Origin of the sequence: Bacillus sp. CD3-5 (genome assembly GCF_006349665.1) — a bacterium.
In the GTDB taxonomy this organism is placed as follows: Bacteria; Bacillota; Bacilli; order Bacillales; family Bacillaceae_G; genus Bacillus_A; species Bacillus_A paranthracis.
In genome coordinates this window covers 102,388-126,469 of record NZ_VEPX01000003.1, presented here as the reverse complement: position 1 = coordinate 126,469, position 24,082 = coordinate 102,388, and the positions used below count along the sequence as shown (strand labels likewise).

Sequence of the window (24,082 nt, the reverse complement as noted above, 5' to 3'; positions counted from 1 at the left end):
CTATTTATAAAGGGTAGAGAAAAAATATATAAAAAGGCAATCTACCGAATGGCAGATTGCCTTTTTACAATAGAAGGGGAAGGAAACATGATTATTCATATTTTAGCGGGAGGACCTGCGGAATATTGTGCAGATTTTTCTTCATATGAAAATGAGAAAGTAGTGTGGGCGGCAGTTGATAGAGGAGTATATCGTTTATTAAAAAGAGGTATTACTCCTGCTGTTGCGTTTGGAGATTATGACTCGGTTACTGAAGAAGAATTAGCATGGATGGGGCAACAAACAAATGATTTACATATTGTTCCTCGTGAAAAAGATCAAACAGATTTAGAAATTGCGATTAACTGGGCGTTAGAACAAAAGCCGGCACTCATTCGTATTTTTGGTGCTACTGGCGGAAGACTTGATCACGGTTTAGCGAATATACAAATGCTTTTAAAAGGATTAGAAGTAGGAATAGAGATGTGTATTGTAGACAATCAAAATGAAATAAGTGTAAAAAGAGTGGGTACACATATAATTGAAGAAAATAAAAATTTCCCTTATGTATCTTTTGTGCCTGTTACTGAAATAGTGGAAGGGATTACATTACTTGGTTTTAAATATCCTCTAACGAATAAAAAAATAGAGTGGGGATCCACACTTTGTATTAGTAATGAACTCGTTGAGGAAAAAGGTACTTTTTCATTTACTTCTGGCATATTAATGGTGATAAGAAGCACTGATTAAAGAAACAATTTTGCTCCTTACATCATATAGTGACCAAGTGGAGTAATGGGGATTAGGAGGGAAACCATGAGATTTTATACAATTAAGTTACCTAAATTTCTTGGTGGAATTGTTCGTGCCATGTTAAATACCTTCAAAAAAGATTAAAAAAAGCACCTATTACCGGTGCTTTTTCCATTGGTATAGTAAAAAAAGAGCCTAGCGGCTCTTTTTTTTATTATTAAACACGTTCGATTTTGCCAGATTTTAATGCTCTAGCAGAAACGTAAACACGTTGAACTTTTCCGTCGATGCGTACGCGAACTTTTTGAAGGTTAGCGCCCCACTTACGTTTTGTAGCGTTCATTGCGTGAGAACGAGAGTTACCAGAACGAGCTTTTCTTCCAGTAATAGCACAAACACGAGCCATTTATATTTCCCTCCCTTGATACCTTACCATACGTAATTTTTCAATGTTAGTCTTTTATGCGATGCTAAAAACACTACTATAATTTAACACAACTAAAAAGAGAATGCAACACTGTAGAAAAAAGAAATCAAGAAAAATTACTTGACACTATATGTTAATGAAGAAAAGTTGAAATCAAGAAAAATTGCTTGACATATTATAGTGATACATGTTGTATAATAACAATGGACTATTTTGCTCATCATAAAAAAGTGTAGTTTTCAACATAAAATATGAGAGTGAAAAAGAAAGAACGATGGAATTTTCTTTAAAAAGATTATATGATAGTAACTAAAGTAGTCTAACTCACTTTCACCATTTATGAAGGGGGAAAACGAGATGTCAATTGAAATTAAAACGAAGTACGGTCAAATTGATATTAGTACAGATGTAATTGCAACAATTGCTGGAGGTGCCGCGGTAGATTGCTACGGTATCGTAGGTATGGCATCAAAAAATCAGTTAAAAGATGGATTAACAGACATTTTACGAAAAGAAAATTTCACTAGAGGTGTTATTGTTCGTAAAGATGAAGATGAAGTACATATTGATATGTATATTATTGTGAGCTATGGTACGAAAATTTCAGAAGTAGCACATAACGTGCAGACGAAAGTGAAATATACATTAGATCAAACTGTAGGACTAGCAGTAGATTCTGTAAACATCTACGTACAAGGAGTTAAAGTAATAAACTTGTAATGTGCATTAAGGAGGAAAATCTGTGTCAATTCAAAAAATTGATGGAAAACGTTTATCACAAATGATCATTCAAGGAGCGAATAATTTAACGAATAATGTTCAGCTTGTTGATGCATTAAACGTATTTCCAGTTCCAGATGGCGATACCGGTACAAACATGAACTTATCTATGACTTCAGGCGCACGTGAAGTGAAAGCAAATCCTTCACAACATGCTGGTAAAGTCGGCGTAAGTTTAGCCAAAGGATTATTAATGGGAGCTCGTGGTAACTCTGGAGTTATTTTATCTCAGTTGTTCCGTGGTTTCTCGAAATCCATTGAACAAAAAGAAGAATTAACAACAGTTGATTTTGCTGCAGCTTTAGAAGCTGGAGTAGAGGCGGCTTACAAAGCGGTTATGAAACCGATTGAAGGAACGATTTTAACGGTTGCAAGAGAAACGGGTAAATATGCAGTAACAGTTGCGAAAAAACAGCGCGACTTTGTTTTGTTTATGGAAGACGTTGTGAAAGAAGCAAATGCATCGTTAAATCGTACGCCAGATTTATTACCTGTATTAAAACAAGTTGGCGTTGTAGATAGCGGTGGTAAAGGTCTTGTAGTAGTTTACGAAGGGTTTTTAGCTGACTTAAAAGGAGAAACGATTTCTTCTGATGCACCTGCCCAACCATCTATGAATGAAATGGTGCGCGCAGAACATCACCGTAGTGTACAAAGCCAATTGAGTACAGAAGATATTAAGTATGGATATTGTACGGAGTTCATGGTGAAATTAGAAGCTGATAAAGTGAAAGAACATAATTTCTCTGAACAAAAATTCCGTGAAGATATTAGTGTGTATGGTGATTCACTACTAGTTGTATCTGATGATGAAATTGTAAAAGTTCATATTCATGCAGAACATCCTGGAGACGCTATGAACTACGGACAACGTTACGGTAGTTTAATAAAGATTAAAGTAGAGAATATGCGTGAACAGCATACCGCTTTATTAGATGAGCCTGCTATGATGCCTGAGCCAACTAGCCAGCCTAAAGAGAAACAACCATATGGTATCGTAACTGTAGCTATGGGATCTGGTATTAAAACTTTATTTGAAAGCATTGGCGCGACGAAAGTTATCGAAGGTGGCCAAACGATGAATCCAAGTACTGAGGATATCGTGAAGGCGATTGAAGAAGCAAACGCTGAAAAAATCATTATTTTACCGAACAACGGGAATATCGTAATGGCAGCAGAACAAGCAGCGTCAGTTGTGGATCAAGAAGTGATTGTAGTTCGTTCAAAAACAGTTCCTCAAGGTATGGCTGCAATGTTAGCATTTAATCCAGTTGGAACGCTAGAGGAAAATGAAGAAAACATGAAAGAAGCTTTATCTCATGTGAAAACAGGTCAAATTACGTATGCTGTACGTGATACGGAAATTGATGGTGTGGCAATTCAAAAAGATGATTTCATGTGTATCGCAGATGGAAAAATCGTATCAACAAATGCTGAAAAAGTAGGAGCTGCGAAGCAATTACTAGAAGCACTAATTGATGAAGATTCTGAAATCGTAACGATTCTACAAGGTGAAGATGCAACTGATGAAGAAGTAGCTGAATTAGTTGAGTTTGTAGAAGAGAATTTTGAAGATGCAGAAGTGGAAGTACATGCTGGAAACCAACCGGTGTATTCTTTCATCTTCTCTGTAGAATAAGAAAAAATTCGTTTTGAAAATAAATGGATTACTTACTTGCTAATGGATAATAAGTAGTAATATGAAGTTTATTACTAGTTTTTATTCAAAAGGCTAGCATATTGAAGATAAAAAAGAGCCTTGCTGCTAATAGTGAGGCTCTTTTCTTTCGTGTTGTTTATGAGGGATTTGAGTAGTTTCTCTTAGAATGCCTATGATAGAATATATAGGGTGAAAGAGAGCGATTACAGATGTCAATCATGTTAATGGATAATGAATCAAAAAATAATGTGACGGAGCGTGAGAATCTTGAATGAAGTTGTACAAGTTCCTGTTACGGATGTAAAGGGAATCGGAGGAGAAACATCTGAATTACTACACGAGATGGGAATTTATACAGTTTCTCATCTATTAGAACATTTTCCGTACCGTTATGAAGACTATGCGATGAAAGATCTTGCAGAAGTAAAGCATGATGAACGTGTAACAGTTGAGGGAAAAGTTCATAGTGCTCCTTTACTGCAATATTACGGGAAGAAGAAGTCGCGTCTTACGGTTCGTGTCCTCGTAGGTCGTTATTTAATTACAGCTGTATGTTTTAATAGGCCGTACTATAAGCAGAAGTTAAATTTAGATGAAACGGTAACGATTACTGGTAAATGGGATCAGCATCGTCAAACGATTGCGGTATCAGAACTTCATTTTGGACCGGTTGTACGTCAACAAGAAGTGGAGCCTGTGTACTCAGTGAAAGGGAAACTTACAGTAAAACAGATGCGCCGTTTTATTGCACAAGCGTTAAAGGAGTATGGAGACTCTATAGTTGAAGTGTTACCAGATGGATTGCTAAGTCGGTATAAATTACTGCCACGTTATGAAGCACTTCGGGCTTTGCATTTTCCATCGGGGCAGGAAGACTTGAAGCAAGCGCGTCGCCGGTTTGTATATGAGGAGTTTTTCTTATTTCAGTTAAAAATGCAAACGTTACGGAAAATGGAGAGGGAAAATTCGAAAGGGACGAAAAAAGAAATTCCTTCAGAAGAATTGCAAGAGTTTATCGATGCACTTCCGTTTCCGTTAACTGGTGCGCAACGCCGAGTTGTAGATGAAATTATGAAAGATATGACATCTCCTTATCGAATGAATCGTCTGTTGCAAGGTGATGTAGGTTCTGGTAAAACGGTGGTTGCTGCAATTGGTCTTTATGCAGCAAAATTAGCGCATTATCAAGGTGCTTTAATGGTTCCAACAGAAATTTTAGCAGAACAACATTATCAATCGCTCGCAGAGACGTTCTCGCACTTTGGTATGAAGGTTGAATTGTTAACAAGTTCAGTTAAAGGTGTGAGACGCCGAGAGATTTTGGCAAAATTAGAACAAGGAGAAATAGATATCCTTGTTGGAACACATGCTTTAATTCAAGATGAAGTGATCTTTCATAGGTTAGGTCTCGTGATTACTGATGAACAACATCGATTTGGTGTAGCGCAGCGACGAGTTTTACGTGAGAAAGGCGAGAGTCCAGACGTATTATTTATGACAGCGACCCCGATTCCACGTACGTTAGCAATTACTGCATTTGGAGAGATGGATGTTTCTATAATCGATGAGATGCCGGCTGGTAGAAAGGTAATTGAAACATACTGGGCAAAACATGACATGTTAGATCGTGTTCTCGGTTTTGTAGAGAAAGAGATAAAAAAAGGAAGACAAGCATATGTTATTTGTCCTCTTATTGAAGAATCTGAGAAACTTGATGTGCAAAATGCAATCGATTTACATAGTATGCTGACTCATCATTATCAGGGGAAATGTCAAGTTGGATTAATGCATGGAAGATTATCATCTCAAGAAAAAGAAGAGATAATGGGACAATTTAGTGAAAATAAAGTGCAAATTCTTGTATCGACAACAGTTGTTGAAGTAGGTGTGAACGTACCGAATGCGACTGTAATGGTTATTTATGATGCAGAGCGTTTCGGTTTATCACAGCTTCATCAGCTAAGAGGACGTGTTGGGCGTGGTAGTGAACAATCGTATTGTTTATTAATCGCGGATCCAAAATCGGAAACGGGAAAAGAACGAATGCGTATTATGACCGAAACGAATGATGGATTTGTATTGTCGGAAAAAGATTTAGAGTTAAGAGGTCCTGGAGATTTCTTTGGGAGTAAGCAAAGTGGTTTACCAGAATTCAAGGTTGCTGATATGGTACATGATTATCGGGCGCTAGAAACAGCTAGACAAGATGCGGCGTTACTAGTAGATTCAGAAGCATTTTGGCATAATGATCAATATGCGTCGTTGCGTACGTATCTTGATGGGACAGGTGTGTTCCAGGGAGAGAAGCTCGATTAAAGGGAGGCAACAAAAGTTTTTGTTGCATTCTACTTTTAATGATTATATACTACTGTTAGTACCTAGTCATAAAAATGGATGGTGCGGTATGAAAAAAAGAAGAAGTAAAAAAGAAAGACAAGAATTATTACAACAAACGATAGAAACGAATCCTTTTATTACGGATGAAGATTTAGCAGAAAAATTTCAAGTGAGTATACAAACTGTACGTCTTGATCGTATGGAATTATCTATTCCTGAATTAAGAGAAAGAATTAAACATGTAGCTACAAAGCAACATGAAGAAGATGTGAAATCTTTACCGTTAGAAGAGGTTGTCGGAGAAATTATTGATATAGAATTAGATAGACATGCGATTTCTATTTTTGAAGTGAAGGTAGAACACGTATTTAAAAGAAATCAAATTGCCCGTGGGCATCATTTGTTTGCACAAGCAAACTCACTAGCTGTTGCGGTTATTGATGAAGAATTAGCTTTAACTGCAAAGTCCACCATTCGATACATTCGTCCTGTAAAATTAGGAGAGCGTGTTGTTGCAAAAGCGCGCGTGGAAGATGTAGAGAATGATAAAGGGCGGACGGTTGTCAAAGTGCGTAGCTTTGTTGGAGAAGAACTTGTTTTTACAGGCACTTTTGAAATGTATCGATCTAGTAATTATAGTGAGGAAGGTAACAACTTATGAAAATCGCAATAGATGCAATGGGCGGCGATCATGCTCCAAAGGCTGTCGTACTAGGAGCAATGAAAGCTATTAAGGAATATTCTGATTTACATATTACGTTAGTGGGGAAAGAAGAGGAAATTCGTCAATACTTAACGAGTGAAGAACGAATTACTATACTTCATACAGACGAAAAAATTGAATCGACAGATGAACCAGTAAGAGCGGTTCGTCGAAAAAAACAGGCTTCAATGGTACTTGCGGCGCAGCAAGTGAAAGACGGTGTAGCGGATGCTTGTATATCAGCTGGTAGTACAGGAGCTTTAATGGCGGCTGGATTGTTTGTTGTAGGTCGTATGGAAGGAATTGAGCGACCAGCTTTATCCCCTACAATGCCAACTGTTGATGGAGAAGGTTTTGTTATGTTAGATGTTGGAGCGAACGTTGATGCAAAACCAATTCATTTATATCAATATGCAGTAATGGGATCTGTATACGCTGAGAAAGTAAGAGGAATTAAAAATCCTCGCGTTGGACTTTTAAACGTTGGAACAGAAGATGGTAAAGGTAACGAGCTTTCAAAACAAGTCTTTGCAATGCTTAAAGATGCCCCAATTAATTTCGTTGGGAACGTTGAATCAAGAGATTTATTGCAAGGTGTAGCAGATGTTGTTGTATGTGATGGTTTTACAGGGAATGTAGCACTGAAATCATTAGAAGGAACAGCACTTGCATTATTCTCTATGTTAAAAGAACAGCTAATGAGTTCGTTTACGAGCAAATTAGCAGCAGCGGTATTAAAGCCAAAACTTATGGTATTAAAAGATAAAATGGATTATTCGGAGTATGGAGGAGCGGCATTATTTGGATTGAAGGCTCCTGTCATTAAGGCTCACGGTTCTTCCAATGACCAATCGATATTTAGTGCGATTCGTCAAACGAGAGAAATGGTAGCGAAAGAAGTTATTCCTACTATTTCAAGCGTAATGGAGAAAGAGCCACTCCAATAAGAGGAGGGTTTGAAATGGGAAAACTAGCATTTCTTTTTCCGGGCCAAGGTTCACAGGCAGTTGGAATGGGTAAACAGTTAGCAGAGAATAATAAAGAGGTTGCAAATGTATTTGCAAAAGCAGATGAGGTGTTGCAAGACTCACTTTCAGAAGTGATTTTTGAAGGGCCGCAGGAAAAGCTTACGTTAACAACAAATGCTCAACCTGCTTTATTAACAACGAGTTTTGCTATTTTGACAGCTTTAAAAGAATATGATATTACACCAGACTTTGTCGCAGGGCATAGTTTAGGTGAGTATAGCGCTCTTGTAGCAGCGGGTGCATTAACTTTTGAGGATGCAGTATATGCTGTAAGGAAACGTGGGGAATATATGGAAGAAGCTGTTCCTGGCGGAGAAGGTGCAATGGCGGCTATTTTAGGTGCTGATCCACATATGCTGAAACAAGTTACAGAAGAAGTAACAAGTGAAGGGTATGCAGTACAAATTGCTAATATGAATAGTACGAAGCAAATTGTGATTTCTGGAACAAAGCAAGGAGTCGAGATTGCTTCTCAAAGAGCGAAAGAACATGGTGCAAAGAGAGCAATTCCGCTTAAAGTAAGTGGACCGTTCCACTCTGCGCTTATGAAGCCAGCGGCGGAGAAATTCCAAAGTGTCTTAAATGAAATTACAATTCAAGATACGAATATTCCGGTAATCGCAAATGTAACAGCAGACGTTATTACAAGTGGTGCACATATTCAAGAAAAGCTAATCGAGCAGCTCTATTCGCCTGTCTTATGGTATCCATCCATTGAATATATGGTGAGTCAAGGGGTAGATACATTTATTGAGATTGGACCTGGGAAAGTACTTGCTGGACTTATGAAGTCAATTGATTCATCAGTGAAAGCATACGCGATATACGATGAAGAGACATTACAAGATACCATTTCAAATTTGAGAGGAGAAAACTGATGTTAAAAGGGAAAGTAGCATTAGTAACGGGTGCTTCACGTGGAATTGGTCGTGCAATTGCGATTGATTTAGCAAAACAAGGGGCAAATGTTGTAGTAAACTATGCTGGTAACGAGCAAAAGGCAAATGAAGTAGTTGATGAAATAAAGAAACTAGGTTCGGATGCAATTGCAGTAAGAGCAGATGTTGCAAATGCTGAAGACGTTACAAATATGGTGAAACAAACTGTAGATGTATTTGGACAAGTTGATATTCTTGTAAATAATGCAGGTGTAACAAAAGATAATTTATTAATGCGTATGAAAGAAGAAGAATGGGATACAGTTATTAATACAAACTTAAAAGGTGTATTCTTATGTACAAAGGCAGTATCTCGATATATGATGCGTCAACGTCAAGGACGTATTGTAAATATCGCTTCTGTTGTCGGAGTAACGGGAAACCCAGGACAAGCAAACTATGTTGCTGCTAAAGCAGGTGTAATCGGATTAACAAAAACATCAGCAAAAGAGTTAGCAAGCCGTAATATTACTGTAAATGCAATTGCTCCTGGATTTATTGCGACAGATATGACAGACGTATTAGATGAAAATATAAAAGCTGAAATGTTAAAATTAATTCCTGCAGCTCAGTTTGGGGAAGCGCAAGATATCGCAAATGCTGTAACGTTTTTTGCTTCTGATCAAAGCAAATATATTACAGGTCAAACGTTAAATGTTGATGGCGGTATGGTAATGTAATAAAAGAATCGATTTCAGCTAGTTTTTTTGGACAATATTTAATATAATATTTGAGGGGAGGTGAATGGAATGGCAGATGTTTTAGAGCGTGTAACAAAAATTATCGTTGATCGTTTAGGAGTAGAAGAAACAGAAGTAGTACCAGCTGCAAGCTTCAAGGAAGATTTAGGAGCAGACTCCCTAGATGTAGTAGAACTTGTAATGCAATTAGAAGACGAATTCGAAATGGAAATTTCTGATGAAGATGCTGAAAAGATTGCTACTGTTGGCGATGCTGTGACTTACATAGAGAGTCATCTATAATGCTTGAATGAAGTCCCGTTTTTTAGCGGGGCTTCTCGGCTTATATCTGGAGGGACCTATGCCGTACCGTAAATATAGAGAAAAAAAATACGAAACAAAATATCGTGAAGCGTTTAAAGTATTTCAAGAAAAAATAGGTATTACGTTTACAGATGAAAAATTATTGATTCAAGCATTTACGCATTCATCGTATGTGAATGAGCATCGAAAAAAACCGCATGAAGACAATGAGCGTCTCGAATTCCTTGGAGATGCAGTATTGGAACTTACTGTATCGCAGTATCTGTTTCAAAAATATCCGACAATGAGCGAAGGAGAGTTAACAAAACTACGTGCAGCTATTGTATGTGAACCATCTCTTGTTCGTTTTGCAAACGAGTTGTCATTTGGTAGCCTAGTTTTATTAGGAAAAGGTGAGGAAATGACAGGCGGACGTGAACGACCAGCTTTATTAGCGGATGTCTTTGAAGCGTTTATTGGTGCCCTTTATCTTGATCAAGGGTTAGAAACAGTATGGGGCTTCTTAAAAGAAATTGTATACCCTAAAATTAATGAAGGTGCTTTTTCTCATGTGATGGATTATAAGAGTCAATTACAAGAGTTGATTCAGCGTGATGGTAGTGGCAATATTGAGTATCAAATTTTGCAAGAAAAAGGACCGGCTCACAATCGAGAATTTGTGTCACGTGTTACGTTAAATAACGTGGCCTTAGGTCTTGGTAGTGGCAAGTCGAAAAAAGAAGCAGAGCAACAAGCTGCTGCAGAAGCGTTGAAAAAGTTAAAAGAACAACTATAAGGAATCCCCCTTTGAATGAGGGGGATTCCTTGTGCATAGAATGAAACTTTCCTTTCGTTTATAAATGTAAGGAAATGAAATCCGTATAATCGTTTGTTTTTGTATAAACAACATTTATAGCAACGGAGAATAGGAGGAAGGCCTTTCGTGTTTTTAAAAAGATTAGAAATAGCAGGATTTAAGTCTTTTGCTGAGCGTGTATCTGTCGATTTTGTCCCAGGTGTAACGTCTGTAGTAGGACCTAATGGAAGCGGGAAAAGTAATATTACTGATGCCATTCGTTGGGTACTTGGTGAACAATCGGCAAAATCATTACGTGGTGCAAAGATGGAAGATATTATTTTTGCAGGTAGTGATACGAGAAGAGCGGTTAATGTTGCTGAAGTAACATTAACTTTAAATAATGAAGATCAACGTTTACCGATTGAATATAATGAGGTGTGTGTAACGCGTCGTGTATCTCGTTCTGGTGATAGTGATTTTTATATTAATAAACAATCATGCAGGTTGAAAGATATTATCGATTTATTTATGGACTCTGGTATGGGAAGAGAAGCTTTTTCGATTATTAGCCAGGGGAAAGTTGAAGAAATTTTAAGTAGTAAATCAGAAGAACGTCGTGGTGTATTTGAAGAAGCGGCGGGAGTGCTGAAATACAAACTTCGTAAAAAGAAAGCTGAAGGTAAATTAGCAGACACACAAGAAAACTTAAATCGTGTACAAGATATAATTCACGAATTAAGTAGTCAAGTAGAACCTTTAGAAAGACAAGCTTCTATTGCAAAGGATTATCTCGAGAAAAAAGAAGAATTAGAGAAAGTAGAAGCGGCGCTTATTGTACATGAAATTGAAGAATTACATGAGAAATGGGAAGCGCTTCGAAATCAGTTTGGGCATAATAAAAACGAAGAAGCGAAAATGTCAACGCATTTACAAAAAGGTGAAGAAGAGTTAGAGGAATTACGAGGCCAATTACAAGCAGTAGATGAGTCTGTAGATTCCCTGCAAGAAGTACTTTTGCTTTCTAGTAAAGAGCTAGAAAAGTTAGAAGGACAACGTGAGCTATTAAAAGAGAGAAAGCAAAATGCAACGACGCATTGTGCACAACTCGAACAGTTAATTGTTGAATTAACAGAGAAAGCTACAAGTTATGATGGTGAAATTGAATCGAGTACAGAAGTATTGATGCAATTTGTAAATCATGTAAAAGAGTTGGAGACGAAATTGCATGATAATGAGCAATTACTTGCAACGTTTGCTGACAATTTAGAAGAGCAAATTGAGAATTTAAAAGGTGACTATATTGAACTTTTAAATCAACAAGCTAGTCATCGTAATGAGTTATCTATGATTGAAGAACAATCTAGACAACAAAACTCAAAAAATGAACGCCTTGATGAAGAAAATGCGAAATATGTAGAAATGCGTATGGAAATTACAGCGAAAAAGACAAAACTTGTGGAAAGTTATGAACAAGTAAAAGAAAAAGTAGCTGGAATCCTTTCGAATATACAAAAGACAGAAGCGGCACTTGGGAAATGCAAGGCGCAGTATAGTGAAAACGAAACAAAACTGTATCAAGCATATCAATTTGTACAACAGGCACGTTCTCGAAAAGAAATGCTAGAAGAGATGCAAGAGGACTACTCTGGCTTCTATCAAGGGGTACGTGAAGTATTAAAAGCTAGAGAAAATAGGTTGCAAGGTATTGAGGGTGCTGTTGCAGAACTGCTAACGGTACCGAAAGAATATGAAATTGCAATGGAAATTGCTCTAGGTGCAGCGATGCAGCATATAGTTGTACAAAAAGAAGAACATGCTCGTAATGCAATTGCGTTTTTAAAACAAAATAAACATGGACGAGCAACGTTTTTACCGCAAGCTGTTATTAAAGGTAGATCGTTATCATTTGAGCAATTACGTATTGTAAATCAGCACCCATCGTTTGTAGGTGTGGCAGCAGAACTCGTGCAATATAACAATAAATATGAAAATGTAGTTTCAAATTTATTAGGTACTGTTATTGTTGCAAAAGATTTACGCGGAGCGAATGAGTTGGCGAAACAATTGCAATACCGTTATCGCATTGTAACAATCGAAGGTGATGTAGTAAACCCTGGCGGTTCTATGACGGGTGGAGCGGTAAAACAGGCGAAATCATCTTTATTAGGACGTCAACGTGAACTAGAAGAGTGGACGAGTAAGTTAACTGATATGGAAGAAAAAACAACGAAGTTAGAAAACTTTGTTAAAGCAGTAAAACAAGAGATTCAAGAAAAAGAAGTGCAAATACGCGAACTAAGGCAAAGTGTAGAAGCAGAGCGTGTAGATGAACAGAAATTAAGAGAAGAAATTAGTCGCTTAGAATTAGAAGAACATCGTATTAATGATCGTTTATCTATTTACGATTTAGAGATTGAAGGGTTCTTGCAAGACCAAGTGAAAATGCAAGGCCGTAAAGAAGAGTTAGAAAAGATTTTAGCGACTCTTCAGGCAGAGATTACGGAATTAGATAGCAAAATCACAGCTTTAACAAAACAAAAAAGTGAGCAACATTCTTCGAAAGAAAAAGTTCAAAAAGAAATGACTGAGTTAAAAGTGTTAGCAGCTGAAAAGCAACAACGCTTATCTAATCAAAAAGAAAAAGTAGAACGATTGACGAAGGAAAAAGAAGAAACCGATGCAACGCTTGTCAAAACGAAAGAGGATTTAGCATTCTTAAAACAAGAAATGACATCGAATTCAAGTGGTGAAGAACAAATTACGAATATGATTGAGAAGAAAGCATATGATCGTAATCAAACTTCAGAGTTAATTCGCTCTCGTCGTGAACAACGTGTATCGTTACAAGAAAGAGTAGAACAGTTAGAGCGTAACCTGAAAGAAACAACAGGTAAACATAAATACATTCTTGAGATGTTGAAAGATCAAGAGGTAAAAATAAACCGACTTGATGTAGAGTTAGAAAATAGATTACAACATTTACGTGAAACATATACGATTTCATTTGAAGCGGCAAAACTGAAGTATACAATGGTGATGCCTGCTGAGGATGCACGTAAAAAGGTGAAACTAATTAAACTCTCCATCGAAGAGCTAGGTACAGTAAACTTAGGAGCAATTGATGAGTATGAGCGTGTGGCAGAGCGTCATACATTCTTACTAGAGCAAAAAGATGATCTAGAAGAAGCAAAAACGACATTGCACCAACTTATTACTGAAATGGATGAAGAAATGAAAAAACGCTTTTCTACTACGTTTGAAGGAATTCGAATGGAGTTTCAATCGGTGTTCTCTGAATTATTTGGAGGCGGTAGAGCGGATTTAGTTATGACGAATCCAGAGGACTTATTAAATACGGGTATTGATATCGTAGCGCAACCGCCAGGGAAGAAACTGCAAAACTTAGGTTTACTTTCAGGTGGAGAGCGTGCTTTAACGGCAATTGCGCTGCTATTTGGTATTTTAAAAGTGCGCCCAGTCCCATTCTGTGTATTAGATGAGGTAGAGGCTGCTCTTGATGAGGCAAACGTTGCCCGTTTTGCTCAGTATTTAAAGAAATTTAGTGATGAGACACAGTTTATTGTAATTACACATAGAAAAGGTACAATGGAAGAGTCTGACGTATTGTACGGTGTAACAATGCAAGAGTCAGGGGTATCTAAACTTGTTTCTGTTCGTTTAGATGATGGAGAAGAACTAGTTGCAAGCAAATAGAAAGGATGGGACAGTATGAGCTTTTTTAAAAAACTAAAAGAAAAAATTTCAAAACAAACAGATACGGTAACAGAGAAGTTTAAACAAGGATTAGAAAAAACGAGAAATTCGTTTGCAGATAAAGTAAATGATTTAGTCTTTCGTTACCGTAAAGTAGATGAAGATTTCTTCGAAGAATTAGAAGAAATTTTAATCGGTGCAGATGTTGGCGTTTCGACAGTGATGGAATTAATCGACCAGCTGAAAGAAGAAGTACAACGTCGTAATATTCAAGATCCAAAAGAAGTACAAGCTGTTATTTCGGAAAAATTAATAGAGATTTATAAAGGTGACAGTGATTTTACTAATGAAATTAATGAGCAAAAGGATGGCTTGACAGTTGTTTTATTTGTTGGTGTGAATGGTGTAGGTAAAACGACAACAATTGGTAAGATGGCTCATAAGTTTAAATCAGAAGGTAAGTCTGTCTTATTAGCAGCAGGAGATACATTCCGTGCTGGAGCGATTGAACAATTAGAAGTATGGGGCGATCGCGTTGGGGTAGAAGTGATTAAACAAGGATCAGGGTCTGATCCAGCAGCGGTTATGTATGACGCTGTACAAGCTGCAAAAGCACGTAAAGTAGATGTATTACTATGTGATACAGCAGGACGTTTACAAAATAAAGTAAACTTAATGAAAGAGTTAGAGAAGGTAAAGCGTGTAATTGAGCGTGAAGTACCAGGAGCTCCTCATGAAGTATTACTTGTTATTGATGCAACAACAGGACAAAACGGTTTAAGTCAAGCGAAAACATTCCGTGAAGCAACGAATGTGACTGGTATTGTTTTAACGAAGTTAGATGGAACTGCTAAAGGTGGTATTGTATTAGCAATTCGTAACGAAATGGATGTACCGGTGAAATTCGTTGGATTAGGAGAGCAAATGGATGATCTGCAACAGTTCGATCCAGAACAATATGTATATGGTTTATTTGCGAACTTAGTAGAAACAGAAGAAGTATAAGTGAAAGAAGCGGTATTTTCCGCTTCTTTTTCCATAAAAATATGAGATGTTAAGAAAAAAACTTGACACTCTTTTGTACTCCATGTAAACTAATTCATGTAAAGGGAAATCACTTAACAAAGGATGATCCAACATGCTCGAAAAAACAACGAGAATGAACTATTTATTTGATTTTTATCAATCGTTGTTAACGCAAAAACAAAGAAGTTATATGTCGCTTTATTATCTAGATGATTTATCTCTTGGTGAAATTGCGGAAGAATTTGATGTGAGTCGCCAAGCCGTGTATGATAACATTAAACGGACTGAAGCGATGCTTGAAGAATATGAAGAAAAATTAGTATTACTTCAAAAGTTTCAAGAGCGACAGCGACTTGTTGCAAAGCTAAAACAGCTAATCAGCGAAGAAGAGCATGTGAATGAAGAAATGAAACAAGTTGTTGAAGCTATCGAAAAATTAGATTAGGAGGGCGGCAATATGGCATTTGAAGGATTAGCCGACCGACTTCAACAGACGATGCAAAAAATCCGCGGCAAAGGAAAAGTTTCTGAAGCCGATGTGAAAGAAATGATGAGAGAAGTTCGTCTAGCTCTTTTAGAAGCGGACGTTAACTTTAAAGTAGTAAAAGATTTTGTAAAGCGTGTATCTGAACGTGCTGTCGGACAAGATGTAATGAAAAGTTTGACACCTGGACAACAAGTAATTAAGGTTGTACAGGAAGAACTTACAGAACTTATGGGCGGAGAGCAAAGCAAAATTGCTGTTGCTAATAAGCCACCGACTGTTATTATGATGGTTGGTCTGCAAGGTGCAGGTAAAACAACGACGACAGGTAAGCTTGCGAATTTGCTTCGTAAAAAGCATAATCGTAAACCAATGCTTGTTGCGGCGGATATTTACCGTCCTGCAGCGATTAAACAGCTTGAAACATTAGGGAAGCAATTGGACATGCCTGTATTCTCTTTAGGAGATCAAGTAAGTCCTGTTGAAATTGCGAAACAAGCGATTGCAAAAGCGAAAGAAGATCATCATGATTATGTTTTAATTGATACAGCAGGTCGCCTGCATATTGATGAAGAACTAATGGATGAATTAGCGAAAGTGAAAGAAGTTGCGAAACCGGATGAAATTTTCCTTGTTGTCGATGCGATGACAGGACAAGACGCGGTTAATGTTGCACAAAGTTTCCATGAACAGCTAGGTTTAACAGGGGTTGTATTAACGAAGCTGGATGGTGATACGCGCGGTGGTGCGGCATTGTCTATTAAAGCTGTTACAAATACGCCAATTAAATTTGCTGGTATGGGTGAAAAACTAGATGCACTTGAAGCGTTCCATCCAGAACGTATGGCATCCCGTATTTTAGGGATGGGAGACGTCTTAACATTAATTGAAAAAGCGCAAGCTACAGTTGATGAAGAGAAAGCAAAAGAACTTGAGCAAAAAATGCGTACGCTTTCGTTTACACTTGACGATTTCCTAGAACAACTTGGACAAGTGCGTCAACTTGGACCGCTTGATGAATTGTTAGGAATGCTTCCTGGTGCAAATAAAATTAAAGGGCTGAAAAATGCACAAGTTGATGAAAAACAAATTGGGCATATTGAGGCAATTATTCGTTCTATGACTAAATTAGAGCGAGAACAACCGGAAATAATCAATGCTAGTCGCAAAAAACGCATTGCCAAAGGTAGCGGTACAACGGTACAAGAAATCAATCGTTTAATCAAGCAATTTGATGATATGAAAAAAATGATGAAAACGATGACTGGAATGCAAAAAGGTAAGAAAAAAGGACTAGGTGGATTGAAGTTTCCATTCATGTAAGGAAAAAAGATGGCTCTGTTAAGAAAAAATACTTTACAAAGCAATAGTCTTTTTGCTAATATAATTATCTGTGTGAAATAAATTCGGAGGTGCTTTATAAATGGCAGTTAAAATTCGTTTAAAACGTATGGGAGCTAAAAAAACTCCTTTCTATCGTGTAGTTGTTGCAGATTCTCGTTCTCCTCGTGACGGACGTTTCATTGAGGAAATCGGTACTTACAATCCGGTTGCTCAACCAGCTGAAGTTAAGATCAACGAAGAAGCAGCATTAAAATGGTTAGGAAATGGTGCTAAACCATCTGATACAGTTCGTAACTTATTCTCTAACCAAGGTATCATGGAGAAATTCCACTTATCTAAACAAGGTAAGTAATTGAGGCAATGACTATGAAGAAGTTAGTCGAGACGATTGTCAAGCCTCTTGTCGATTATCCTGAAGATGTAAAAGTTACACAGGAACTTTACAACGGAGAGATAAAGTATCGATTAACTGTACATCCTGAGGATGTTGGAAAAGTCATTGGAAAACAAGGGAAAGTTGCGAAAGCAATTCGAATGCTCTTGTATTCAGTGGGACATCACAATAGTGAAAAAGTAACACTGGAAATTCAATAAACGTAAAAAGGGCGAGGAGTTATTCCTCTCCCTTTTTTAATATTTAAAGAGAAGTTGCATGTTCCATATGTGAAATGGGGATGCTTAATTTATATAGAAACCAGGGGTGACATACTGTTTATGACAAAATGGTTTAACGTAGGAAAAATTGTAAATACTCATGGCGTAAAAGGAGAAATTCGTGTGGTTTCTCGTACTGATTTTCCAGAAGAGCGATATAAGGTAGGGAATACGTTATACATATCGAATGAAAAAGGTGGAGAGCCTTTCCCAGTAAAGATTACTTCTCATCGTCAACATAAAACATTTGATTTATTGACATTTGAAGGATATGGGAATGTAAATGAAGTAGAACAGTTTAAAGGTTCTCTTTTAAAAGTACCTGAAGATCAATTAGGCGAACTAGCTGAAGGTGAATACTACTATCATGAAATTATTGGTTGCAACGTTGTAACGGAAGAAGGAGAAGCGCTAGGGACAATAAAAGAAGTTCTATCTCCTGGTGCAAATGATGTTTGGGTAATTAAACGTCCAAAAGGTCAAGATTTGTTAATTCCTTATATTGATGATGTTGTGCTTCAAGTTAACATTGAGAATAAATTAGTAACCATTCATGTAATGGAAGGGCTACTATAATGAAAATTGACATTTTAACTTTGTTTCCAGATATGTTTACAGGTGTGTTTGGATCTTCAATTTTAAAGAAAGCACAAGAAAAAGAAGCGGTAGAGCTTCGTGTTGTCAATTTCCGCGATTATACAACGAGTAAGCATAATAGTGTGGATGATTATCCGTATGGTGGCGGCGCTGGGATGGTGTTAACTCCTCAGCCTATTTTTGATGCTGTAGAAGATTTAACGAAAGAGACAGAGCGGAAGCCGCGAGTTGTCTTAATGTGTCCGCAAGGTGAAAGGTTTACTCAGAAGAAAGCGGAAGAGCTTGCAGAGGAAGAACATTTAATCTTTGTATGTGGGCATTATGAAGGATATGACGAACGAATTCGTGAACATCTCGTAACAGATGAGATTTCTATCGGTGACTATGTATTAACGGGTGGAGAGTTAGCCTCTATGGTTATAACTGATAGTGTCGTACGTCTCCTTCCAGGAGTACTAGGAAATCATGCTTCACAAGTCGAGGATTCGTTTAGTACAGGTTTATTAGAGCATCCTCATTATACACGTCCAGCTGATTTTCGTGGTATGAAAGTGCCAGATGTATTAATGTCGGGAAATCATAAAAATATTGATGAATGGCGACATAAAGAATCACTACGTCGTACGTACACGCGTAGACCGGATTTACTAGAAGAACGAGAATTGTCTAAGCAAGAAAAGAAGTGGCTAGAACAGATTAAAGAAGGCAAATAAGTGCTTGATATATTTTCTATTGCAACAGCCTTAGCAATATGCTATTATAACACTTGTGCTGCTGAAATCAGTAGCCGTATTAACGATGTTCCGCTGTAATTTATTTAGACTTTATAAGAGCATCTGTTTAAAGGAGAGAATTTAATATGCAACAATTAATCGCAGAAATTACAAAAGGCCAATTAAAAACTGACCTTCCTTCATTCCGTCCTGGAGACACTTTACGTGTACACGTAAAAGTAGTTGAGGGAACTCGTGAAAGAATTCAGCTTTTCGAAGGTGTTGTAATTAAACGTCGTGGTGGCGGAATCAGTGAAACATTCACAGTTCGTAAGATTTCTTACGGTGTAGGTGTAGAGCGTACATTCCCAGTTCACACGCCAAGAATCGCGAAAATCGAAGTACTTCGCCGTGGTAAAGTACGTCGTGCTAAGTTATACTACTTACGTAACCTTCGCGGTAAAAAAGCACGTATTAAAGAAATTCGATAAGACATGTATGGGAGCTTGTAAATGCACAAGCTCCCTTTTTCCAATCTATATAAAATTTTGATATAATACGATCAGCTTACATAATCGTGGAGGGGAAAAGCATGAAGAAAGAAAAGAGTTCACTTTGGGAATGGATCAAGGCAATTTTGATAGCTGTTGTATTAGCAGGTGTTATTAGACAGTTTTTCTTTGCGCCAATTCTCGTAGATGGAGTATCGATGGCGTCTACATTACATGATCGCGATCGAATGATTGTTAATAAAATTGGTTATCACATAGGAGATCCGAAACGATTTGATATTATTGTATTCCGAGCAACGGAAGATAAAGATTATATTAAGCGTATTATCGGCCTGCCAGGCGATGAAATAGAGTATCGTAATGATAAACTATATGTTAACGGAAAGACTTATGAGGAGCCGTATTTAGACAAGCAGAAAAAACAAATTGCTGACGGACCGCTTACATATGATTTCACTCTTGAAGAAATGACAGGGAAGAAAACTGTTCCAGAAGGTCAATTATTTGTTTTAGGCGATAATCGTCGTTTTAGTAAAGATAGCCGTTCGATTGGTACAATTTCAATGGACCAAGTGATTGGAAAGGCAAATATACTATATTGGCCGTTAAAAGATGCTCGTATTGTGAAATAAAAGAAAAAGAAGGTGGCAACATGGTAATTCAATGGTTCCCGGGACATATGGCAAAGGCTAGACGCCAAGTAACAGAAAAATTAAAGTTAATTGATGTTGTAATTGAGCTTGTAGATGCTCGATTACCTTTATCTTCTCGAAATCCGATGATCGATGAGATTATTACACATAAACCGAGGCTTGTTGTTTTAAATAAAGCGGATATGGCAGATGATCGTTTAACAAAGCAATGGATCGCATATTTTAAAGAAAAAGGCCATATGGCAATTTCAATTAACGCACAGGCTGGACAAGGTATGAAGGAAATTGCGGCGGCTTGTAAAGTGTTAGTGAAAGAGAAATTTGATAAAATGGTTGCAAAAGGTATTAGACCGAGAGCGATTCGTGCATTAATTGTGGGGATACCGAATGTTGGTAAATCTACGTTGATTAATAAGTTAGCGAAGAAAAATATTGCTAAAACAGGAGATCGTCCTGGTGTGACAACAGCTCAGCAATGGATTAAAGTTGGGAAGGAAATGGAATTACTTGATACACCAGGTATACTATGGCCTAAATTTGAGGACCAATTAGTTGGATTACGTCTAGCTACGACTGGTGCAATTAAAGATTCTATTTTAAATCTACAAGACGTAGCTGTTTATGCGCTACGTTTTATGGAGAAACATTACCCAGAGCGATTAAAAGAGCGCTATAATTTAAATGACATTCCAGAAGATATCGTGGAGTTATTTGATGCGATTGGAAAAAACCGAGGCTGTTTAATGGGCGGCGGAATGATTGATTATGATAAAACATCTGAACTTGTACTTCGTGAGCTTCGTGGTGGCAAACTTGGAAAAATGACGTTTGAAACACCAGAAGAGTTTGCAGAGCAGACAGAAGATGCAGAAAAAGTAGAAGAAGTATAAGACGTGCGTTTGTACGTCTTTTCTTTTTTGTATATAAAGGGAGTGGCATGAATGCAAAAAGTGACGATTCAAGAGGCGGAACATTTACTGCAAGAGATTATAAGTGAAGAGGACGACCGCTTTCAGATATTAATGAAAGATGAACGTAAAGGGGTACAAAAGCTCATTTCGAAGTGGTATAAACAAAAAGAGTTAGCACAAAAGGAAAAAGAAAAATTTCTAGAAATGTCTAAATATGAAAATGCGTTACGTGAAAAAGGTCTCACATATATCGCGGGTATAGATGAAGTAGGTCGTGGACCGTTAGCTGGGCCTGTTGTGACGGCAGCTGTCGTTCTTCCGGAAGACTTTTATATTCCAGGGTTAAACGATTCGAAAAAGCTGAGTGAAGCGAAACGTGAGCGTTTTTATGATGAAATTAAAGCGCAAGCAATTGCAATTGGAGTTGGAATTGTATCACCGCAAGTTATTGATGAAATAAATATTTATCAAGCGACGAAACAAGCGATGTTAGATGCTGTTGCGAATTTATCTTGTACACCACAATATTTATTAATTGATGCGATGAAACTCCCTACACCAATTCCGCAAACATCTATTATTAAAGGTGATGCAAAAAGTATTTCTATTTCAGCTGCATCCATTATTGCGAAAGTAACGAGAGATCGTATGATGAAAGAGCTTGGAGAAAAGTATCCTGCATATGGATTTGAACAACATATGGGATATGGCACAAAACAACATTTAGAAGCGATTGAAGCGCATGGCATATTAGAAGAACATCGAAAATCGTTTGCGCCAATTAAAGATATGATTCAAAAATAAGCTGCGAAAACGCAGCTTATTTTGTATTTTGACATATAAACATTACTATTTCCCAAAAAGAATAAAGCGATTTCAGTTTTCTGACACTTTATTGTAGACAGCGTGCCAATCATCTTATACAATGGCAATGTAATGTTTTTTAAACATTAAAAAACTTTTCGAGTAAAACAGGAAAACAGGGGAGGATGGGACCATGAATATCCATGAGTACCAAGGTAAGGCAGTCCTTAGAAGCTATGGGGTTAGCGTTCCGAACGGGAAGGTTGCATTTACAGTAGAAGAAGCTGTAGAAGCGGCGAAAGAATTGGGAACGGATGTATGTGTAGTGAAAGCACAAATTCACGCTGGTGGACGCGGCAAAGCTGGCGGAGTAAAAGTTGCAAAAAATTTAGATGAAGTTCGTACATATGCAGAGAGCATTTTAGGAACTACACTTGTGACACATCAAACAGGTCCTGAAGGTAAGGAAGTAAAACGCTTACTTATCGAAGAAGGTTGCGATATTAAAAAAGAATATTATGTAGGTCTTGTTTTAGACCGTGCAACTTCTCAAGTTGTTTTAATGGCTTCTGAAGAAGGCGGAACAGAAATTGAAGAAGTAGCAGAAAAAACACCTGAAAAAATCTTTAAAGAATATATTGATCCAGCAGTAGGCTTACAAGGCTTCCAAGCACGCCGAATTGCATTTAACATCAATATTCCAAAAGAGCTTGTAGGACAAGCTGTGAAGTTTATGATGGGCTTATACCGTGCTTTTATCGAAAAAGATTGCTCTATCGCAGAGATTAACCCACTTGTTACAACAGGTGATGGTAAAGTTATGGCATTAGATGCGAAATTAAACTTTGACTCTAATGCTTTATATCGCCATAAAGACATTTTAGAACTTCGTGACCTTGATGAAGAAGATGCAAAAGAAATCGAAGCTTCTAAATATGACTTAAACTACATTCCTTTAGATGGAAATATCGGTTGTATGGTTAATGGTGCAGGTTTAGCGATGGCTACTATGGATATCATTAAACATTACCATGGCGATCCAGCTAACTTTTTAGATGTTGGTGGCGGTGCGACAGCTGAAAAGGTTACAGAAGCATTCAAAATTATCCTTTCTGACAAAAATGTAAAAGGTATCTTCGTTAACATTTTTGGTGGCATTATGAAGTGTGATGTTATTGCAGAAGGTGTTATTGAAGCAACGAAACAAGTAGGTCTTGAATTGCCTTTAGTTGTACGTCTTGAAGGTACAAACGTAGAGTTAGGTAAGAAAATTTTAAATGAGTCTGGCTTAAATATTGTTGCAGCAGAATCTATGGCAGACGGTGCGCAAAAAATTGTTTCACTAGTGGGCTAATAGAAAGCGGGGGAGAAAAATGAGCGTATTAGTTAATAAAGATACAAAAGTTATTGTTCAAGGTATTACAGGTTCTCAAGGGTTATTCCACACAAAGCAAATGATAGAATACGGTACGAAAATTGTCGGTGGTGTAACGCCAGGTAAAGGTGGCACTGATATTGAAGGTGTACCAGTATTTGATACTGTAGAAGATGCAGTGAAAGCAACAGGCGCAAACGCTTCAGTTGTATACGTTCCACCCGCTTTTGCGGCTGATGCAATTATGGAAGCAGTTGATGCAGAAATTGATTTAGTAGTATGTATTACTGAAGGAATTCCTGTATTAGATATGGTAAATGTAAAGAGATATATGGCTGGTAAACATACACGTTTACTTGGACCGAACTGCCCAGGTGTTATCACACCTGATGAATGTAAAATTGGTATTATGCCAGGGTACATTCATAAAAAAGGTCATGTAGGTATCGTATCTCGCTCTGGTACATTAACGTATGAGGCTGTACATCAGTTAACACAAGAAGGTATTGGTCAATCTACGGCTGTAGGTATCGGCGGAGACCCTGTTAACGGTACAGACTTTATTGATGCGTTAAAAGCATTTAATGAAGATGAAGAAACACATGCTGTAATTATGATTGGTGAAATCGGTGGTACAGCGGAAGAAGAGGCAGCTGAATGGGTGAAAGCTAATATGACAAAACCTGTTGTAGGCTTCATTGGCGGCCAAACAGCGCCTGCTGGCAAACGTATGGGTCATGCTGGTGCAATCATTTCTGGCGGTAAAGGAACTGCTGCAGAAAAGATTAAAACGATGGAAGCTTGTGGTATTAAAGTAGCGGAAACTCCAGCAGTTATGGGTGAAACGCTAATCTCTGTCTTAAAAGAAAAAGGTCTATTTGAGACTTGTAAAAACTACTAATCTGTTG

Annotated in this window: 26 protein-coding genes; 25 read left to right on the top strand and 1 reads right to left on the bottom strand. The window is 37.5% G+C overall.

What is annotated here, in order from left to right; all coding sequences use genetic code 11:
* The first annotated feature begins 48 nt into the window (after nucleotides 1-48).
* Nucleotides 49-729, top strand: a complete 681-nt coding sequence (locus FH036_RS08045; protein WP_001998094.1) for a thiamine diphosphokinase — start codon at nucleotides 49-51, stop codon at nucleotides 727-729.
* A 66-nt stretch (nucleotides 730-795) separates the two neighbouring features.
* On the top strand, nucleotides 796-876 hold the full coding sequence (spoVM, locus tag FH036_RS08040; protein ID WP_001213599.1) for a stage V sporulation protein SpoVM: 81 nt from the start codon (nucleotides 796-798) through the stop codon (nucleotides 874-876).
* 73 nt (nucleotides 877-949) lie between these two features.
* On the opposite strand, the gene rpmB is transcribed toward spoVM, so the two are convergent.
* Nucleotides 950-1,138, bottom strand: coding sequence for a 50S ribosomal protein L28 (gene rpmB, locus FH036_RS08035; protein ID WP_000124776.1), 189 nt, complete (start codon nucleotides 1,136-1,138; stop codon nucleotides 950-952).
* 378 nt (nucleotides 1,139-1,516) lie between these two features.
* Between rpmB and FH036_RS08030 the strand changes: the two genes are divergently transcribed.
* From FH036_RS08030 to sucD, 23 genes are all read left to right on the top strand, one after another.
* Nucleotides 1,517-1,879 carry an Asp23/Gls24 family envelope stress response protein gene (locus tag FH036_RS08030; protein WP_000021109.1) on the top strand — a complete coding sequence of 121 codons (363 nt, stop codon included), beginning with the start codon at nucleotides 1,517-1,519 and terminating at the stop codon, nucleotides 1,877-1,879.
* 22 nt (nucleotides 1,880-1,901) lie between these two features.
* A complete protein-coding gene (locus FH036_RS08025; RefSeq protein WP_000027110.1) occupies nucleotides 1,902-3,578 on the top strand; it encodes a DAK2 domain-containing protein in 1,677 nt (558 codons plus the stop codon).
* 288 nt (nucleotides 3,579-3,866) lie between these two features.
* On the top strand, nucleotides 3,867-5,915 hold the full coding sequence (gene recG / locus FH036_RS08020; protein ID WP_001006880.1) for an ATP-dependent DNA helicase RecG: 2,049 nt from the start codon (nucleotides 3,867-3,869) through the stop codon (nucleotides 5,913-5,915).
* A gap of 88 nt (nucleotides 5,916-6,003) precedes the next feature.
* Nucleotides 6,004-6,597: a transcription factor FapR gene (gene fapR, locus FH036_RS08015; protein WP_000747352.1), complete on the top strand. Its 594-nt coding sequence runs from the start codon at nucleotides 6,004-6,006 to the stop codon at nucleotides 6,595-6,597.
* Entirely contained in the window at nucleotides 6,594-7,586 is a 993-nt protein-coding gene (gene plsX / locus FH036_RS08010; RefSeq protein ID WP_000684108.1) for a phosphate acyltransferase PlsX, read from the top strand. The genes fapR and plsX overlap by 4 nt, the downstream gene beginning before the upstream one ends.
* Nucleotides 7,587-7,600: 14 nt before the next feature.
* The gene (gene fabD / locus FH036_RS08005) at nucleotides 7,601-8,545 is read left to right on the top strand and encodes an ACP S-malonyltransferase (RefSeq protein ID WP_000516951.1); all 945 of its coding nucleotides are present in this window, start codon (nucleotides 7,601-7,603) and stop codon (nucleotides 8,543-8,545) included.
* The gene (gene fabG / locus FH036_RS08000; RefSeq protein ID WP_000911785.1) at nucleotides 8,545-9,285 is read left to right on the top strand and encodes a 3-oxoacyl-[acyl-carrier-protein] reductase; all 741 of its coding nucleotides are present in this window, start codon (nucleotides 8,545-8,547) and stop codon (nucleotides 9,283-9,285) included. Before fabD ends, fabG begins: the two co-directional genes overlap by 1 nt.
* A gap of 69 nt (nucleotides 9,286-9,354) precedes the next feature.
* Nucleotides 9,355-9,588: an acyl carrier protein gene (gene acpP / locus FH036_RS07995; protein ID WP_000786062.1), complete on the top strand. Its 234-nt coding sequence runs from the start codon at nucleotides 9,355-9,357 to the stop codon at nucleotides 9,586-9,588.
* A gap of 58 nt (nucleotides 9,589-9,646) precedes the next feature.
* The gene (gene rncS, locus FH036_RS07990; protein WP_001146876.1) at nucleotides 9,647-10,384 is read left to right on the top strand and encodes a ribonuclease III; all 738 of its coding nucleotides are present in this window, start codon (nucleotides 9,647-9,649) and stop codon (nucleotides 10,382-10,384) included.
* A gap of 147 nt (nucleotides 10,385-10,531) precedes the next feature.
* Complete coding sequence (smc, locus tag FH036_RS07985; RefSeq protein WP_044791574.1) at nucleotides 10,532-14,101, top strand: chromosome segregation protein SMC; 3,570 nt, start codon at nucleotides 10,532-10,534, stop codon at nucleotides 14,099-14,101.
* Nucleotides 14,102-14,116: 15 nt separating this feature from the next.
* Nucleotides 14,117-15,106 (top strand): signal recognition particle-docking protein FtsY, encoded by a 990-nt coding sequence (gene ftsY / locus FH036_RS07980; RefSeq protein ID WP_000007646.1) that lies wholly within the window; start codon nucleotides 14,117-14,119, stop codon nucleotides 15,104-15,106.
* A 133-nt stretch (nucleotides 15,107-15,239) separates the two neighbouring features.
* On the top strand, nucleotides 15,240-15,572 hold the full coding sequence (locus FH036_RS07975) for a putative DNA-binding protein (protein ID WP_000891062.1): 333 nt from the start codon (nucleotides 15,240-15,242) through the stop codon (nucleotides 15,570-15,572).
* A 12-nt stretch (nucleotides 15,573-15,584) separates the two neighbouring features.
* Entirely contained in the window at nucleotides 15,585-16,934 is a 1,350-nt protein-coding gene (gene ffh / locus FH036_RS07970) for a signal recognition particle protein (protein ID WP_000863461.1), read from the top strand.
* A 100-nt stretch (nucleotides 16,935-17,034) separates the two neighbouring features.
* Complete coding sequence (gene rpsP, locus FH036_RS07965) at nucleotides 17,035-17,307, top strand: 30S ribosomal protein S16 (RefSeq protein ID WP_000268750.1); 273 nt, start codon at nucleotides 17,035-17,037, stop codon at nucleotides 17,305-17,307.
* A gap of 14 nt (nucleotides 17,308-17,321) precedes the next feature.
* Nucleotides 17,322-17,549 (top strand): KH domain-containing protein, encoded by a 228-nt coding sequence (locus FH036_RS07960; protein WP_000737403.1) that lies wholly within the window; start codon nucleotides 17,322-17,324, stop codon nucleotides 17,547-17,549.
* A 120-nt stretch (nucleotides 17,550-17,669) separates the two neighbouring features.
* The gene (rimM, locus tag FH036_RS07955; protein WP_000170268.1) at nucleotides 17,670-18,185 is read left to right on the top strand and encodes a ribosome maturation factor RimM; all 516 of its coding nucleotides are present in this window, start codon (nucleotides 17,670-17,672) and stop codon (nucleotides 18,183-18,185) included.
* A complete protein-coding gene (gene trmD, locus FH036_RS07950) occupies nucleotides 18,185-18,919 on the top strand; it encodes a tRNA (guanosine(37)-N1)-methyltransferase TrmD (RefSeq protein WP_000686892.1) in 735 nt (244 codons plus the stop codon). Before rimM ends, trmD begins: the two co-directional genes overlap by 1 nt.
* Nucleotides 18,920-19,065: 146 nt before the next feature.
* A complete protein-coding gene (gene rplS, locus FH036_RS07945; protein WP_001186516.1) occupies nucleotides 19,066-19,410 on the top strand; it encodes a 50S ribosomal protein L19 in 345 nt (114 codons plus the stop codon).
* 101 nt (nucleotides 19,411-19,511) lie between these two features.
* Nucleotides 19,512-20,063, top strand: coding sequence for a signal peptidase I (gene lepB / locus FH036_RS07940; protein ID WP_000711860.1), 552 nt, complete (start codon nucleotides 19,512-19,514; stop codon nucleotides 20,061-20,063).
* Between the two features lie 20 nt (nucleotides 20,064-20,083).
* Nucleotides 20,084-20,974, top strand: a complete 891-nt coding sequence (gene ylqF, locus FH036_RS07935) for a ribosome biogenesis GTPase YlqF (protein ID WP_000236700.1) — start codon at nucleotides 20,084-20,086, stop codon at nucleotides 20,972-20,974.
* Between the two features lie 51 nt (nucleotides 20,975-21,025).
* On the top strand, nucleotides 21,026-21,799 hold the full coding sequence (gene rnhB / locus FH036_RS07930; RefSeq protein WP_001174718.1) for a ribonuclease HII: 774 nt from the start codon (nucleotides 21,026-21,028) through the stop codon (nucleotides 21,797-21,799).
* A gap of 193 nt (nucleotides 21,800-21,992) precedes the next feature.
* Nucleotides 21,993-23,153: an ADP-forming succinate--CoA ligase subunit beta gene (gene sucC, locus FH036_RS07925; RefSeq protein ID WP_001020785.1), complete on the top strand. Its 1,161-nt coding sequence runs from the start codon at nucleotides 21,993-21,995 to the stop codon at nucleotides 23,151-23,153.
* A 19-nt stretch (nucleotides 23,154-23,172) separates the two neighbouring features.
* Nucleotides 23,173-24,075: a succinate--CoA ligase subunit alpha gene (gene sucD / locus FH036_RS07920; protein WP_000115178.1), complete on the top strand. Its 903-nt coding sequence runs from the start codon at nucleotides 23,173-23,175 to the stop codon at nucleotides 24,073-24,075.
* Nucleotides 24,076-24,082: the final 7 nt, after the last annotated feature.